The 16,970-nt window shown below is 57.2% G+C and carries 9 protein-coding genes; 6 read left to right on the forward strand and 3 right to left on the reverse strand.

Going from position 1 to position 16,970, the window contains the following annotated elements; translation table 11 throughout:
- Nucleotides 1-27: 27 nt before the first annotated feature.
- A complete protein-coding gene (locus DKB71_RS18390; protein WP_408596422.1) occupies nt 28-1,809 on the reverse strand; it encodes a hypothetical protein in 1,782 nt (593 codons plus the stop codon).
- Nucleotides 1,810-2,004: 195 nt separating this feature from the next.
- Between DKB71_RS18390 and DKB71_RS18395 the strand changes: the two genes are divergently transcribed.
- The 6 genes from DKB71_RS18395 to DKB71_RS18420 all read left to right on the forward strand — a co-directional run bounded on the left by DKB71_RS18395 (nt 2,005) and on the right by DKB71_RS18420 (nt 12,948).
- Nucleotides 2,005-2,562 carry a hypothetical protein gene (locus DKB71_RS18395; RefSeq protein ID WP_408596424.1) on the forward strand — a complete coding sequence of 186 codons (558 nt, stop codon included), beginning with the start codon at nt 2,005-2,007 and terminating at the stop codon, nt 2,560-2,562.
- A gap of 67 nt (nt 2,563-2,629) precedes the next feature.
- Entirely contained in the window at nt 2,630-7,627 is a 4,998-nt protein-coding gene (locus DKB71_RS18400) for an RHS repeat-associated core domain-containing protein (protein WP_408596426.1), read from the forward strand.
- Between the two features lie 229 nt (nt 7,628-7,856).
- The gene (locus DKB71_RS18405) at nt 7,857-8,408 is read left to right on the forward strand and encodes a fimbrial protein (RefSeq protein WP_408596428.1); all 552 of its coding nucleotides are present in this window, start codon (nt 7,857-7,859) and stop codon (nt 8,406-8,408) included.
- A 79-nt stretch (nt 8,409-8,487) separates the two neighbouring features.
- Complete coding sequence (locus DKB71_RS18410; RefSeq protein ID WP_408596430.1) at nt 8,488-9,243, forward strand: molecular chaperone; 756 nt, start codon at nt 8,488-8,490, stop codon at nt 9,241-9,243.
- Between the two features lie 19 nt (nt 9,244-9,262).
- Entirely contained in the window at nt 9,263-11,776 is a 2,514-nt protein-coding gene (locus DKB71_RS18415) for a fimbria/pilus outer membrane usher protein (protein WP_408596432.1), read from the forward strand.
- 74 nt (nt 11,777-11,850) lie between these two features.
- Nucleotides 11,851-12,948: a fimbrial protein gene (locus DKB71_RS18420; RefSeq protein WP_408596434.1), complete on the forward strand. Its 1,098-nt coding sequence runs from the start codon at nt 11,851-11,853 to the stop codon at nt 12,946-12,948.
- 51 nt (nt 12,949-12,999) lie between these two features.
- Here DKB71_RS18420 and DKB71_RS18425 read toward each other — a convergent pair whose 3' ends face one another.
- Together DKB71_RS18425 and DKB71_RS18430 are read right to left on the reverse strand one after the other, a co-directional pair.
- A complete protein-coding gene (locus tag DKB71_RS18425; protein ID WP_408596436.1) occupies nt 13,000-14,490 on the reverse strand; it encodes a hypothetical protein in 1,491 nt (496 codons plus the stop codon).
- Between the two features lie 173 nt (nt 14,491-14,663).
- Entirely contained in the window at nt 14,664-16,811 is a 2,148-nt protein-coding gene (locus DKB71_RS18430; RefSeq protein ID WP_408596438.1) for an autotransporter outer membrane beta-barrel domain-containing protein, read from the reverse strand.
- Nucleotides 16,812-16,970: the final 159 nt, after the last annotated feature.

The following is a 16,970-nucleotide window of genomic DNA, read 5'->3' on the forward strand; positions in this document are numbered from 1 at the left end:
AGAATAGATAACACACTTCGCTCGCTATCAAGCCAGTAGTTTCAGCACCAGAGGTCTATTGAATGTAATGGTCGATTGCCCACCATCGAAACTCACGCTGACCCGCAAGGTGAATGTATTGTTGATTGCAATATCGGCCAGGTCAGACTTCCACAATAGGGCCTGGACCCCTGCGGTTACTTCTTCAGGCTTGACATCACGTACTGCAATAATGTCTCGGTCGTCCGTCATACCGCTGGCCGATAACCACAAGCGCACTTTCTGCTTCGTGGAAATGAACGACCAGAGGTCAACACTCAACAACGCGCCTTCTGGTGGAATATCCGAGAGTTTCAAAGTGGCCGGTGAACCGATCTGGGCTCTGTCGCAGACGATGCCGGGATGACTGGTGAGGTGACGGATAAACAGCTTTAAAGGTGCCTCGGCATCCTCGCCCCCGACGCTGTAAGTCACTTCAACCTGTTTACCGAAATTGGGCGGTAGTACCTCGGGCGGTACTCTGAACTTCATCGGTTTGGGCTGGCTTGGTTCCTGTGTTTCAAAGGAGCCGCTGTCCCCATCCCCCTTCCAGTAGACCGTGACCTTGTCCCCGTCATTAATTGTGGCGGCTTCAGGAATCGCGACGTAGGCACCGCTTATGGCCAGGATCGGATTCAACTCATTGCGCCCGCCCACCTCGACACTGCGATCCACGGTGGGGGTAGGCAGTACCAACGGTTCCCGTATCTTCAACTGCAACAGAGCGCTGGAACCGGAAGCATCGGCGCGCGCGTACTGGTAACGCAGGTTGACGTCAGCACCACGGTTATCCATCAGCCACTGCTTCGGGAGCGTTACTTCAATCCTGCCGCGCTCAATGTTGGAGATGTCGATCTTCAGGTGCTGGATGGTGTTTTTGTTCGGCCCACTGCCCGATCCGGTGCGCGTGCCGTATACCAGCACGTCGTCGCCCACTCGAATCCCCTCGTAGACCGGAACTACCGTAATAATACCGTCAGGGAACAGCCCGGGATTGATCTCGTCACCGACCAGGTCCTTGACACTCAGCTCGGGAAGCTCAGGAGCGGCAGGTGGCGTCACCAGGATCGTGCGCTCGGCCGAGACGGTGTCAGCCCGTGCGCCGGACGATGCATAGGTGATCTCGAACCGCAGGATGATCTTGCCCCCACGTACGCCCATGGCGGCCGTCCTCGCAACCAACCAGCTCAGCACCTGCCCTGGATTATTGGTCGGGTCGGTATCGCTATCGCTCAAGGTTTTGGGTGGTATGTTCACGGGAGGGCCGTCGCTGCCGTCAGCACGCACGCCCTTCCAGATCAACCTGACCACATCACCATTGGACGCCTCGGTAAAAGGCACCACCGCGATTGTCATGTTGCCGTCAATTGCGTCGGGGTCCAGTTGGAGGTCATGGGACTCTTTTATCTGGGGGCCGGATAACAGGCCAAATTTGCCGATACCAAAATGGATCCGCTTGGATTCTTCCCTGTCCTCTCCGGTGACACGGTCCAGAAAAAAAGAATAGAACACCTGCCCCTTGTTCAATCGCTGCACAAAGTGATTGGCGACCTGCATCTGGAATCCCAACGGCCCCTCATTTAACGGGTCGACAGGGATCGGAATGTCCTTGACGTCTACTGGTGTTCCGTCCTCTGCCAGCCCCAGCCAGCTCTGATAAAGAGTATCGCCAAGCAATGGGTTAGTGTATTTGGCATAGGTATCAAGTGGCCCTCCGCTCAGAGCATCCGGATCAATTGTATTATTGATCAACAGTGGAATGATCGGCGCCTTTAGATCGCCCGCTGGCATAGTGGTAGTCCTCACGCTAATGCAAGGTGGAGCTTGAATCCACCGGGAAATTCGAATCTTGCCCTGTGTTTTACGCCTGATTTACTACCGTGGGTACTAGCAGAACTGCTAGGTTGTCAAACACGCCATGAGTGCTAAAGTCGGGCAGGAGCAAATCACGATGTTGCCACCCGAATCTTTTTGAGGCGTTCGATAATGAAATATTCCAGAGCACTACTTGCGGCTACTGCTTGCGCATGCTTAACGTTTTTTGGGGCAAGCGCTGTTGCATCAACACCAACAGCTGCCAACAAACAAGCCGAACCAAAGGCCACCTATGGTCAGATTATTTTCTACAACGGCAAAGGCGAAAAGCATTGCATGTTGTCCGTGCCGGAAACCAAACAAACCTTTAACCTTGCTGATGGCTCCCAGAGTTGCACTGAAAACCACGCTGCCAGTTTCAGCCTGGAAAACATTCCCTCGGCTACGCTCATTCAGTTTTATGAAAATCAAAGTTGCTCAGATTCTAAAGTGAAAGGAAACTTCTTCGTAAAACTTAAAACAGTCAAACAACCCACAGACTGGAGTAGCCCCAGCCCCAACCCACCTGCAACAATGCATTTCAATGACTTTAGAAAACTGGATCCCGGCTATCTTGTTCCGAAAAAATTTATTCGCATTGAGGACCGCTGGCCGGTGCCGGATGTCAACGAGCCCTGGGATGAACTGATCAGCTGCGTTTATATCGAACGCTCTCAGCCGGTTTACTGATGATGCCCACGCATTTTTCCGCCAGCTTTATCTTTTCGTCTTCACGCCAAACTACGAGGCGCCGTCCATGAGCACGTCCACCTCCATACAGTCCAACGCCTTCAACTTCATGAGTTTCATCCAAAGCCAGGTCGACCCGCGCACCGGGCAAGCCACCTGCGCCATTTCATTACCCGAACTCAAGGCCAATAATCTCTGTGGCCCGGTAGTTCCCCTGCAGCTGACTTTCAACCCGCTCAATACCGCCGACAGCGGTTTCGGCAATGGCTGGAACTTGCAACTGTCGCAGTTCGACCCCAACAAACGGATATTCTCCTCGTACACCGGTGAAACCTTCAGGGTCGATCCAGGTGCCAATGGTGTAGAAATTCCAGAAAAGAAAATCGACTCCTTTCATTTCCATGATCTGGGGAACAAACGCTACCGCGTCGATCATAAATCCGGGCTGGTGGAGATTCTGCAGGTGCGCCAGGGTGATATCGCGCTGCCGGTGGAAATGCTTTCGCCCCAGGGCCACAGCGTCACGCTCGACTACGTGGCCTTCGGCACCGAGCCACTGTTGAGCAGTATCCGCAATGCCGATGGCACGCAGTTGCTCAGCCTGGTGCGCACCACCAACCTGCTCAAGCTCACGCTGCATCCGGGCAGTGCCTTCGAGGCCGAGTTCCAGGTGAACATTCTCGGTGGCTTGAGCAAAAGCTTTGTCCTGCCAACCCACGACAAAGCCTCCTGGCGCTTCGAGTATGTCACCCGGGACGGCTTCACCTGCCTTGAGCACGTCTACACCCCCACCGGTGGCCATGAGACCGTCACCTATTCGGGGCGCCCGCACTATTTTCCTGGCCAGCCCGGGCGTACCCTGCCGCGGGTGGAAAAGCACGTGCGCGACCCTGGTTTCGGCCAGCCCGCCGTCGAAACCCGCTATGCATACGACGCCAAGGACCACAACTTTCTCGGCTTTGGCAGCGGTCTGTCCTGGAGCGATGATGGCCTCGACAACCTCTATAAAGTGCGCTCCCCGTTCGACTACGAAACCACCGAAATTCTCTGGGACGCATCGGGCAACAGGAAGGCGCAGGAGACCCGGCGGGTATACAACCGCTTGCATCTGCTGACCCTGGAAGAAACCACCCAATACAGCACCGATCCGGGGAAAGACCACACCTACCAGAGGACCGACACCGAGTACTACTTCGACCCGAACCTGGACTTCAAGAATCAGAAGCCCTATTGCCAGCTGCCGAAAACCGTGACCCAGACCTGGCGCCACGTCAGCGCCACATTGCCCCGCCACGTGGAGACCGTGACCGCCACCTACGACGACTTCGGCAACCTGCTGACCCAGGTCACCGCCGACGGCGTAACCGAAACAAACGAGTGGTACAAGGCGGCAGGCGAGGTGGGCTGCCCGGCCGACCCACAGGGGTTTGTGCGCAACCTCAAAAGCAAGACCGTGACCCCGGCGGCCTCCCAATATGGCAAGGCCCCGACCCTGCAAACCCGCTATACCTACACCGAACAACTGGGCCTGGCCGGCAGTGGTCCCTGGTTGGCACTGCGCAATGAAACGCTGGTGCACATCGGCGGTGGCGGTGCAGCAACGGAGTTGCGACAACTGACTCATGACTACATCAACACCCCTGAAGAGAAGCTGACCCACGCGCGCATCCTCAGGTCGACTCAAACCTTGCACGGCCAAGCCCAGACACTGACCTCCACCCAGTTCCGCTACAGCTTCACGCGTAATGCCCGTGCCAACGCGATGGTCATGCGTACGGAAACTGAATTGATCGGGTTCGATGACACACCCGGCAAACCGGTCCGCAGGGTCCAAACCCAGGAACACTCATTGCTCAACGGCTACAAGCTGCTCAACCATGACGACAACGACGCCATGGTCGCCTACGTCAATGACCGGATAGGTCGCGTGATCGAGGAGATGGTGGCGCCCGACTCTAATGACTACAGAGCCAGCCGTACCTACACCTACACGTTGACCAACGGAGGGGGCGCTCAACAGGCCAGGCAAACCGCCAAGGACGTCAAGGGCGTCGAAACCGTCACCTGGCTCGATGGGCACAATCGGGTCGTCAGGGTAGAGCGTCGGGACGCCGATGCCCTGGGAGGTGATCCGCTGGCGTTTCGCGACACCTATAAAGCGACTTACAACAATCGCGGCCAATTGATCAGCGATACTGTCATCGACTGGGAAGGCGCGGCCGACAAGCCCTTGACCCGCCAGTACGAATACGACGCCTGGGGGCAGCAATTCAAAGTTGTCGGGGCCGATGGCGTGGCACAGATCACCGAAGTCGATCCACGCACACAAACCTTGCGCAGCTGGACTGAAAGCACCGTCACGCCCCTCAACATCAGTGGCAAAAGCCGCACGACACTCAACATGTTCGGCAAAGAAGACAAGATTGAAGCACTGGACGCACAGGATAAAGTCGTCAGCACCAGGGAGTATTTGTATGACGGCCTGGGCAACTGCGTTGAGCAAATCAACGAGATGGGCGAGTCCACGCGTTTTGAGTTCGATTTGTTTGCCCGGATACAGGCCACAACCCTGCCCGACTACACTGAAATTCACCGCACTTACGCGGCCCACAGTGGCGGTGAATTGCCGATTGACATGCAGGTTGTCTCCAATGGGGTGACTGTCAGTGTCGGCAACCAGACGTACGATGGCCTGGAACGCCGCAAGACCTTGAAAGTCGGCCCGCGCCTGCAGACGTTTGAGTATCAGGGTGGCCAGTCCAAGGTAAGCAAGGCAATCACCGCCAGCAAAAAGGAAATCACCTACGAGTACAAGCCAGGCCTTGTGGGGTCGCCGGTGGGCAGCATCGCCCCGGACGAGCAGTCGAGCTTCAACTATGACAACCAGAGTGCGCAACTGACCCTGTCGCAAAACAGCCAGGGCGAGAATGGCTTCGCCTTCAGCTCCAACGGGCAATTGCTCAAGGAGACATGGAAGGACAAGCACTCCGGCAAACAATGGGAAACCACCTACACCCAGACCTTGAACGGACTTCCCCTCACCCGTGTAGATGCCAATGGCTTGGCCTGCACCTACACCTATGACGATAAGGCGCGACTCAAGACCATCACTCAGGGCCAACTCCTTGCCAGCTTCGAGTACGACAACCTGGGAAAAGTGAGCACAATTACCACCCGCAACCAACATACCGCGCAGACACTGCGAACTACCCTGACGTTCGACGATCAAGGCCGGGAAATCATGCGGCTTATGGAGCTTGAAGGTCACCCCAGGCAAACCATCAGCCAAACCTACCGCGACGACAGCAAGCTGCACACGCGTCACTTGCAGGTGGGCAACCAGACTGAACTGCTGGAAACCTTCAATTATGACCAGCGCGGACGCATGGTCGAGTACACCTGCGACGGCCCTGCCCTGCCCCAGGACAGCTATAAAAATGGCATCAAGGAACAGCTGTTCGAGTTCGATGCATTGGACAACGTGACCGCGGTCTACTCACTGTTTGCCGACGGAACGCGTGACGATGCCTTCAGTTATTTCTCACCGAGCGATCCGTGTCAATTGGTGAAAGTCACCCACAGCCACCCCGACTATGACGCCAGCTGCACGCTGGACTACGACGACGACGGCAATCTGTTGCACGACGAAAACGGCCAGGCCCTGCACTATGACACCCAGGGCCGGTTGCTGAGTGTCACCGATACCGGCGGCAACACCGTCAGCCGGTACCGCTACGACGCTCATAACCATCTGCTGGGCGTCACTCGCGGCACGCAGATCGAAACCTTGCGTTTTTATCAGGACGATCAGCTGAGCCACACCGAACAGGGCAACAGGAAGATTCATTACCTGTTCCTCGGCGAACAGCCGCTGGGCCAGCAAGAGCAGGATGACCCGGAACAAACGTTACTGCTGTTGACGGATGGTAAAAACAGTGTGCTGGCCGAAAGTGGTAAGAATGAACTGCGCAAAGCGGTCTATGGCGCCTATGGTGAACGCAATCCGGACGCCAAATTGGAATGTCTGCTCGGGTTCAACGGTGAAGTGCGGGACGAACACAGTGGCTGGTACCTGCTTGGCCGGGGCTATCGGGCCTATAACACGACGCTGAGGCGCTTCCATAGCCCGGACTCGCTCAGCCCGTTCGGTGCTGGCGGGGTCAATCCTTACGTGTACCCGGGAGATCCGATCAACTATACCGATCCGACCGGGCATGCCAAACGGGGGCCTAACTGGGAGGGGATAGGGGGTGCGATACTGGCGGGTGCTGGTATTGTGATTTCCGGTGTGACGATATTTGTAGCCCCACCTGTGGGCGTGGCAGCTGTGATTAAAACCGTCCTTTCTACAACAGTAGGTGTTGGCTTCGGCGCCTACGCAATGTATGAAGGCGTCATGGCCAATACCGCAGTTAAATTGGTAGACCGGGAGAAACACGGGAGAAGTTCCTTGATTTCTGGTGGCATAGACGCTGGTTTGTCTGCGTTGTTCCTTGGGTTGGCTGTAAAAGCCAAAACCAAAGCCGTAGCCAAAGCCGCAGCCAAAAAAGCGGCTCGAGAGAGTTTTCGTTCACAACTCCAGAACAGCTTAACCAACATAAATGAGATGATGGGTGCAACGGCGGGTATCCCAAGCGGGACACGTAACAGGAGTTTGTTACTTCAAGCGTCTGTAGAGGGTCCGCCTTCTCGAGGTCCTCGAGGTCCTCAAGGTCCTCGAGGTCCTCAAGGTCCTCGAGGTCCTGACGGAGCTCAGGGGCCTGCAGGACCTCAAGGGCCAGCGGGACCTCGGGGGGCAACAGGACCTCAGGGGGCACCGGGACTGAACGGCAGTATTCCCTCAACTGGCGTATCTCCACCTGCACGGCCAACTGCGGCGTCAACGGCACCGTCCGAGCCAGTTGCAGGCCCTTCCAGAGACCCGTTCAATTTTGACGACCTTAACGAAGTCCTGAAGAACAAAACAGCACCGAACTCATATTTAGAAGATGAACCTATTAAATCAACCGAAACACTAGATAATTTAGACGAAATAATGGGCCGGGTAAGAAACCCCAACAACTAAGATTAAGGGCTCCACTTCTAACCAGTGGAGCCTTTTTCGCAAATACAGATAAAACATTCGCAAACATAACCCCCAACACTGAGAGTTCTCTCATATCCCCCTCCCCCTACCCTCTAAACTCCCGCCTCCGAGACAACCCAACTACCTCCCCCACTCGCATCGATCGTGAGTATCCCGGCACCGTCTCGTTAAATAAACGCCGGATTAAATCAATTAAAGGATTTGTTACATGAAGACATCTCTATTCGCACTTCCGTTAGGCCTGGCACTGGGCCTGGCGGCCACTTCAGCCTTCGCGGCCGATGGCCGGATCAACTTCACCGGCAAGATCAGCAGCGCTACCTGCCCCGTTGAAATCGTCAACCCGGAAAACGGTGCCGTGGGCAACCTGGTTTCCCTGGGCTGGGTCGATTCCAGCGCCTTCCCGAACGTCGGCGCCGTTGCCGGCGAACGGGCCTTTCAGATGCGCATTACACCGGGCACCGCTTGCGTCCTGGACCCTACCAAACTTAACGCCACCGTGACATTCAACTCGGTGTACGGCGGTGGTGGTGATCATTACGGCCTGAAGCCGACCGGTAACCCCGCGAGGGGCATTGCCGTGGCGATCAAGGACGTTACCGGTGGTTTCATCAAGAATGGCGAGACCTCCGCCGTCTACAAACTGGACGAAACCAAACCGACCCTCATGGACTTCACCGCCATGTATATCGCTACTGCGGCGACGGTAACCCCGGGCCCCGCCGATTCCGATGTCGAGTTCACCCTCAGCATCAACTGATCACGCTCCTGCGTTTTAAAACAGCAGGTTCACCGCCTGCTGTTTTAGAACGATTCCTCGACACAGGGATTTTTTTACTATGTTTGGCTTGATTAAACGTCCTGCCCAAGTCAGGAGCGGCGCACTGTCTTGCGTGTTGTTTGGCGCCCTTATTACATGGTTGCCAACTAGTTACGGGGCGTTAACCATCAGCAGCACGCGAGTCGTGTTCGACAGCGACAAGCGCAATGTTTCGTTGACTGTTTCCAATCCCAGCAACAAACCCTTCGCCGTGCAGACCTGGGTGAATACCGCAGCCGACGACCAGACCACTGCCGTGCCTTTTATCGCGTCACCGCCGCTGTTTCGCTTAAACGCCGGTAAAGAACAGCAGGTGCAGATCAACGGCTTGCCCAACAAGTTGCCCAAAGACCGCGAATCGCTGTTTTATTTCAACGTTCAGGAAATACCGCAACTGGAAGCCAATGAAGTCAACCAGTTGAATATCGCATTGCGCACGCGCATCAAATTGTTCTACCGACCTGTGGAACTCAAGACCAATGCGCTGGACAGCCTGAAAGAGTTGAACTGGTCAATAAAAAAAATAGACGGCAAAAGCCGTCTGGTGGTGACCAATCCCACGCCCTTTCACGTGTCTTTCGTGCGCATTGAACTCCTTGCAAGCGGGCAGAAAGTCAGCCTCAAAGACACTCCGATGGCACTTCCCCTGGACTCCAGCACCTATGAGCTGGACGGCTTGAAGCCTGTGCCGGGAATGCAGGTCAGCTTTTCCGCGATCACCGACTACGGCGGCTTTACGACCCCCATGACCGTGCCCGTCGGCCTTGATCTTTAACATTGCGCGGACTATCACCATGCCTTTCTTCCCGCACCAGAGTTCGACTTGCGCGCAGCGTCTGTTTCACCTTCTGGTATTCACCGGCGGCGGCATTGTATTGCTGCAAACCAAGCCGGCGCAGGCCGCTGACCCGGTGGAGTTTCAGTCAACCTTCATGCGCCAACTGCAAAACCATGCGAGCGATGCCGGTGCGCTGGCCTTGAAAACACTGTCCAGTGGCCAGGATCTGGCGCCCGGACGTTACCTGGTGAGTATCGAGGTCAATCGCAGCTTCTTTGACCGCCGGGAAATCGAGTTCAGCCCCCATGCCCAAGGCGATGGACTCTCCCCCTGCCTGTCGCTGCAATTGATCGAGGAGATCGGCGTAAAACTCGACAGCCTGGAGGAGACTGAGGCCTCACTGAACAGTTGCATCGATCTGCAGCAGCTGATTCCCGGTGCGCAAATCGAGTTCAATGCCGGTCAGCTGACGCTGGCGCTCTCCATCCCGCAGATTGCCATGCGTCGCGATGTTGCCGGTTATGTCGATCCGCAATTATGGGACTATGGCATCAATTCGGCCTTTGTGAACTATCAGGTATCGGCGCAACAGGGTCGAAATTCGTCAGGCCACAGCAGCAGCCAGGACCTGTACTTGAACAGCGGCCTGAATCTGGGCGCCTGGCGCTTGCGCAGCAACAATGCCTTTCGTAGCGACTCACAGGGCGAACGCACATGGACGCGCGCCTATACCTATGTCCAGCGCGATCTTCCCGGTACACACTCGCAGTTGACACTGGGCGAGACCTACACCCCTGGCGATGTATTCAGGAGCATTCCCATCAAGGGCGTGCAAATTGCTTCCGACATGAGCATGTTGCCCGACTCGCTGCAACAGTATGCGCCGATCGTTCGAGGCGTTGCGCAGACCCGGGCCAGGCTCGAGATTCGCCAGAACGGTTACCCCATTTATTCCACCTATGTCAGTGCCGGTCCCTATGAGATCAACGACCTGACGACCGCCGGTGGCAGCGGTGAACTGGAAATCATCCTGACCGAAGCCGATGGCCAGGTGCGACGTTTCACCCAACCCTATTCAACCCTCAGCAACCTGCTGCGCGAAGGCGTCTGGCGCTACAGCACCAGCCTGGGGCGTTATAACTCCCCGTCGTTTGCCAGCGATGACTCCTCTTTATGGCAAGGCACTCTCGCCACCGGCGTGGGGTGGAACTCAACCCTGTACGGCGGGTTGATGGCCAATGACTTCTATCAGGCCGGCACCTTCGGTATCGGCAAGAATCTCGGCGCGATCGGCGCACTCTCGTTCGACGTCACGCGCTCCGCAGCCGATATCGATCCCCATGACAGCAGCCGCAGCGTCCAGGGCATGAGCTACGCGGCGAAATACGGCAAGTCATTCGAAACCCGGACCAACTTGCGCTTTGCCGGTTATCGCTACTCCACCGAGGGTTATCGCGATTTCAGCGAAGCGGTGCGCGAGCGCAGCGCCGACCAGCGTTATCGCGGAAGTCGACGCAGCCTGCTGGAGGCCTCGGTGTTCCAGAACATCGGGACCCATAGCTCGCTGAACCTGACACTGTCCCAGGAAGACTACTGGCGCACCGATTATCAGCAGCGCCAATTCCAGTTCAATCTCAGCACCCGCCACAACACCGTCAGCTACAACCTGTACGCATCACAATCACTTAACGAAAAACAATCCAACGACCGCCAGCTCGGCCTGAGTATCTCGGTGCCGCTGGACTTCGGCCGTTCGACCACCGCCACCTTCGACCTGAGGCAAAACCATGGCCAGCTCGATCAACGCGCGTCTTTGTCTGGCCGGGGCGAGGGAGATCGACTCAACTATCGAGCGTCCCTGTCCAACAATGAAAGCCAGCAGAAATCCGCTGAACTGGCGCTGGCCTACCAGCCACCTGTTGCCAGCCTGGGCGCGGGTATCGCTCAAGGCAGCAACTACAACAATGTTTCGCTCAACGCCAGTGGTGCGCTGCTGCTCCACGGCGACGGCCTTGAGTTCGGCCCCTATATGGGTGAAACCAGTGGCCTGGCCCATGTGCCGGACATCGCCGGCGTTGGGGTGATCAACGCCTCGAGCGCCAGGACCAATGACCGTGGTTATGCGCTGATCCCCTACCTGCAACCCTATCGGGTCAACCGGGTAGTCCTCGATACCGACCAGCTCGATCCGAACATAGAGATCGATAACGGCGTGACCCAGGTGGTTCCGCGTCGCGGTGCAGTCGTCAAGGCCACATTCCCCGCACGCAAGGTACAAAGGCTGGTGCTGACCACCCGTGACAGCCAGGGCGCACCTTTGCCCTTTGGGGCCCAGGTCAGCAACAACGATGAGGAAGTACTCGGGATAGTCGGCCAGGCCGGGCAGGTACTGCTGGGGACTGTCGATGCCCGGCAAGTCCTGAATGTGCGCTGGGGCAACGCCTCCACCGAGCAGTGCCAGTTGCAGCTCGATGTCCCGAGCATGCCGCTGGAGCAAGGTTATCGGGTCCAGGACCTGACTTGCCGCTGACCCAACGCTTCGTTCACTCATGCTCGATGCACCCTGCGGTGCGTCGAGCTGTTTTTGCCAGGATAGAACACAGCATGTCGATCAGATTATTTCCGGGCGTTCTGTTCACGCTCGCCGCCAGCGCACTGACGCCGTTCGGTGCCGCGTATGCCGCCTCCAATACCTGTTACTGGGGGGGCGCTTCGGGGCCTATTCGGTATGTGGCCGATGTGGGTGCACTGTACATTCCCAGAGATGCCAAGGTCGGTGATCCGATAGGCCCGATTGAGAGATCATTCAGGCAAGGTGGCTCAGGGTTAACGATCCACTGCGAAAACACAGACGGGCGACTGACGTTCAAGGCTTCGGCCAATGCCGCGCCAGTATCCGGGCCAATCCCCAGATTGAATGGCATGGACATGCGAGGCACCTTGCTGCAGACCAACATTCCCGGGGTCGGCGCCCAGATCACGTTCGGCTCTCCCTACGATGGCCGCACCAACGGATTCTGGAAACTGAGCGGCCCCGACAGTACAGTCCCCTTCGATGGCTACATCGATTTCAGCACCCCCTTTGTCCTGCAGCACTCTGTGTTGCAAGGCACTGTCACTTTGGTCAAGACCGCGACGATCGGCAGAGGTACGCACACGCTGGAGTCAGGAAACGAACTGGTCAAGGCCTCGTTCACCGGTGTTCCCAATGCCTTCGGCCTTGCGCTGAGCGGCTCCGTCACCCAGGCGGAGTGCAGCCTGTCGGCCCTTCCGGTGAGCGCCGACCCCGTCAAGCTGGGAGACTGGCCAACCTCACGGTTCAAGGGCGAAGGCGAAACCACCGATCCGGTGCCGTTCAGCATCAATTTGAACTCGTGCATATCCGACCCGCTGCCGGGCGGCACAGTGACGACCGCGCACATTCGCCTGGAGCCCACCGCGGGCTCGACGACAGTTGACACTAGAAGGGGTTTGTTCAGCCTGGGCGGCAGTTCCACCGCAAAAGGTATTGGCATTCAGATACTCAAAGATGATGCCCAAACCCCTGTCGAATTGGAGGCCGATGTCGCCCAAGGCGTCATTCCGGTCACCGGCGGCATGCAGTTGAAGTTCAACGCTCGCTACTATCAGACCGCGCCCACGAAGGATGTCGTGGCCGGCTCTGCGGATGGGTCGCTGGCGTTTACCATTACCTATAAATAGATCTGTTCGCCCGGCAGGGGGGCCTGCCGGGAAGCCAGTGGAGAGGGTCGACTAGGTGAACAGCTTGATCGACATCGATTTGAAGGCACGATAACTCTGCCCCTGATCAAAGCTGACACTGGCGTGCAGGGTAAACGTGCTGTTAAGGGGCAGTGCCGCTACATAGTCCTTGGGCAATGGCGTGGTGAACTTTCGGTTGGCATTGAGAGGTGTGGGTGCACCCTCGAGGAAATCTGTTCGAACGCTGGACGCCAGTGCCCACACGTTTATGAGTTGGGTGTCCTCATGGTATGCCCATTTCTCCATCTCTATGGTTGCACCGGACTGTTCAACCTTGTTCCGGGAGAGGGTCGCCGGTGAACCGATCTGCGCCTCGGGGCAGCCCACCGAACCAAACGTCTGTCCGCCGAGCTCGGTGATGGCCAGCGTATATTTCGCTGAGGGCTGGATGTCGCGTCCGGCGCGGTAGCGCACCTCTGACGTGCGTCCATCTCCCCCCACGGGAATGTTGGCCGCGACGACCGACGCCGCAATGGCGAACTCCAGGCCGCCCGGGGTGGTCGGCTTCACCCCCGTTGCAGAACCTATACCCCCCTCTCCGCCCAGGCCGATAAAGTCCACCGTCACCTCTTCACCCGGATCGATTTCCGAGCCAGCCACCACCACAGTCACACCTGATATACCCAGGAAAGGATTCAACACGCCCGTGCCGTTTTGCGAATTGGTCGCCTGCTTGATGGTGGGGAACTTGCGCGGGGTGGGTGGGCGGATATTGACGCTCAGTTTCTCGTCAACGGAAAGGGTCGTCTCGTTGCCGGCCCTGTCGCGCACCCGATAGGTCGCGTAGTAATCCTCATTGTTGATGCTTTTGCGCAACAGGTCGCCCTTGAGGAAGGCTTGCACCGGCTTGTTTATGTCACCCGGTTCGAGGGTCCTGGTATCGGCTATCTCCCGGCCACCCGGGGAGCGCTCAAAGTACGTGGTGATGACATCCCCGACTTTTTTGGGGGTGTAATCGGGGAGTGTTGCCACTACCTGGTCCTGGTGAGCCGGGTCGGCAAGATAGGCAGCGGTGATCTGGTTGGGGGGGAGAACTTCGGGAGGAAAGATCAATCGACTGGCCGTTGCGAGTATCGGGGCGGTTTTATCGATGGTGACGTTTACCCGTATTGAAGTGTGTGGCGTAGAACCATTCCAGGGCAAAAGCCGGTAAGACAACGTGTGGACACCTTCATCCAGTCGAGACGCTGGCACTTCCAGCCAAAGATCGGGGGGGGGATTGGGATAGTTACTGTTGTCATAGCTTTTTTTATCGACGGGATTGTCCAGATCGTCATCCCAGATCAGAAGCACATCATCGTAGTATCCTGGCACTGGCACCGGATCTTGCCACCATTTGAATTCGACCCGTAACGGACGAAGCCACGCATCTTTGGGCAACAGATTTTCTTCGCCACCTGGAATCCCGGGGAGAACCCCGATGACATCGGGAGCAGGAAGGCTTGTTTCAAGCTGGCTGGAAGGCGCGGAATGCCTTGGCATAATGATTTCCTCATTCAGTTACGCGCCGAAACGGTTACCTTGAAAGGTGTTTTCGGCAGGTTTCCAGAGCTGCAGCGTTATGTCTTTACCTGATTCGCACGCCCCGAAAACACGGGCGTTAAAGTCAAAAAAACCGGGGAAGAACACTCCCCCGGTGTCATCCTTCGGTGTGTTCACCAGCTATAGCGAGCACCGAAGTTGAAACCCCATGGCTGTTCGATCTTGTCACCATTGCTGTAATCAACGTCCGCGTGCAACGAAACCTTGTCGGTCAAGGTCATCGCGATCCCGGCACCCAACTCGCCACGAGACCCGGACAAATCGTTGTTGAACACATTGTTATTAACTTCGACTTCGTTGTTCTTGGCGAACTCATGCACATAAGCGGCGCGAACATACGGCTGTACGACCTTGCCCTCGCCAAGATTGAAGTTGCGCCCGGCCGTGGTCCCGAGTTTGCCCAACAATGAGCGAGTACGATCACCGTCCGCTGCCAACCCATTGTCCAGGTCATAACGCTGACCCTGGATCACCACACCCGATAATTGAGTGTATGGCTCGATGAAATAGTCATCGGCCAGCTTGATATGCCGCCCGAATTCCAGAGACGCGCCGACACCGTTGTTGTGGTAGTTGCCTTTGGTTTTGCTGCCGTCGCTGAGCTGAACATCGGCCTCATTCTCGAAGCGGTTGAGTTTCAACACACCGTCAAAGTAAAAGCCGCTCGGTTCATCCAGCCAGGTGGTGTAGGCACCGACGTAGTAGCTGTCGACCGTTCCACTGGTGCCGCCGCTCAGGTTGAGATCGGACTTGCTGTAACCCCCCAGCAAACCTGCCAACCACTGTCCGTCACCGACCGGCAATGGCGCATCGGCACCAAATGACAGGCCTTGCTGGGTTTGCTGGTAATCCACGCCGGAGCCGCTGCTGACATCAAACTTGTTACCGTAGGCTCGAATCCAGCCACCGGCCTTGCCATCATCCATGCGCAACTCACCCATGCGACTGCGCAAGGTGGTGAGTTCGCCGTACCAGACTGTGGGCGCGGTGTTGAACAACGCCAGCACCGACTGGGTGCCGGGGCTGATCACCCGTGATGCGGTGTTCAAAAACCAATCGTTATTGCCTTGCTGGACCAGGTCATAGGAGAACGCGCCCAGGTCCACCGGACCGCCGAGCAATGAGAACTTCGCGTCGCCGTCAGCGATATGGATGACGGGCAGTGACGCTGCAGCCACCGGTTCGAAACCACTGGCATCGATTCTCACATTGTGAGTGCCTGTGGCCGAACCGGTCACGGTCAGGGTATCGACCTGGCCGAAGTTGGTGTGCATGAAGAACGTACCACCCTCACCCGACAGATTACCCACCGTCAACTTGAAGAACTCGCCGGGATTGCCGAACTGCACGCCCCCTCCATTGAGTGAAAGGTTGGCAACGTCACCATCACCGACCATCACCCAGCGGGCGTCGCTGTTGACGGTCAGCTGGCTGACGTTCTCAAGTCGGCCGGTCAGGGTCGATTGATTCTGCAAGATGATGTTGGCCGTGGCACCGGAGCCCGCGACGACATCCCCCACCAGGTGGCTGTTATTGACCGTCATGTTGGCGGTCGACGTGCCATCGACTTGCAGAATGCGCCCGTTGCCCCCCACCAGGGTGGAGCCGTTGTTCACTTCGATGGAAGCCAGAATGGGCGACAGGCCAAAGTCGTTGACGACTATCGCCGAGCCGGTCTGCCCCTGCACCAGGGTACTGTCCAGTACCAGGCGGTTGGTCGATCCGGCCGTGCCTCCGGGTATGAATCGGATCCCCTGGGCGCCTCCGCGGATCGTGCTGGCCGTCGCAGAGACAGTGCCACCGGCAATCTGAACGCCCGTTCCGACGGCACTACTGCCCGTGACCACGGCGCGTGTCAGGGTCAGATCGCCCTGACTTCCGACCTCGATACCGGTCGTACCTCCTGTGATGACACTGTCCGTCACCGTAGCCTTGGAACCAGCAGGCGCACTGGAGAGAGAGCCCAGTGACAAGCCAGCCCGCCTTCCAGTGACCGTGCTGCCGTTGATCGTTGCGCTGCTGTTGACCAAGTCGAGACCGATGGTGCTGACAGCCGAAGTCACTGTCGAACCGTTCAGGGTCAAGGAGGAATTTGATTCAGCCCGGATATCGTGGGTGGTCGCACCGTTGGCCGTCAGGCTCGCCTGATTTCGCAGCAGGTATTGATCGGCGGCAACGCTGCCGTCAATCGCCAGCGTCTCCCCGTCAACAATTTTTGCCCATGAGTGCGTGCCAGTCAGCAGCAAGGGCAGAAGCGTCATCCACTTCAAAGTGGCCGAAATGGGATGTAAGGCAAAGACTCGTTTATCGTTCATCTAGCACCGCAAGAAGTCGTTGAACTGCAGTTCGTCAGAGCGGATGTTTTGCCCGACGTACCGGGGGCCGCAAAGATATTCAGATCACTTGGGTGTGTCTGTAGG

The sequence above is a fragment of the Pseudomonas sp. PLMAX genome, assembly GCF_046042685.1.
GTDB classification, from domain to species: domain Bacteria; phylum Pseudomonadota; class Gammaproteobacteria; order Pseudomonadales; family Pseudomonadaceae; genus Aquipseudomonas; species Aquipseudomonas putida_AE.

Excerpts from the sequence above, each read along its gene's own strand:
- DKB71_RS18390 (WP_408596422.1), bottom strand. The coding sequence starts at position 1,809 with ATGCCAGCGGGCGATCTAAAGGCGCCGATCATTCCACTGTTGATCAAT.
- DKB71_RS18395 (WP_408596424.1), top strand. The coding sequence starts at position 2,005 with ATGAAATATTCCAGAGCACTACTTGCGGCTACTGCTTGCGCATGCTTA.
- DKB71_RS18400 (WP_408596426.1), top strand. The coding sequence starts at position 2,630 with ATGAGCACGTCCACCTCCATACAGTCCAACGCCTTCAACTTCATGAGT.
- DKB71_RS18405 (WP_408596428.1), top strand. The coding sequence starts at position 7,857 with ATGAAGACATCTCTATTCGCACTTCCGTTAGGCCTGGCACTGGGCCTG.
- DKB71_RS18410 (WP_408596430.1), top strand. The coding sequence starts at position 8,488 with ATGTTTGGCTTGATTAAACGTCCTGCCCAAGTCAGGAGCGGCGCACTG.
- DKB71_RS18415 (WP_408596432.1), top strand. The coding sequence starts at position 9,263 with ATGCCTTTCTTCCCGCACCAGAGTTCGACTTGCGCGCAGCGTCTGTTT.
- DKB71_RS18420 (WP_408596434.1), top strand. The coding sequence starts at position 11,851 with ATGTCGATCAGATTATTTCCGGGCGTTCTGTTCACGCTCGCCGCCAGC.
- DKB71_RS18425 (WP_408596436.1), bottom strand. The coding sequence starts at position 14,490 with ATGCCAAGGCATTCCGCGCCTTCCAGCCAGCTTGAAACAAGCCTTCCT.
- DKB71_RS18430 (WP_408596438.1), bottom strand. The coding sequence starts at position 16,811 with ATGACGCTTCTGCCCTTGCTGCTGACTGGCACGCACTCATGGGCAAAA.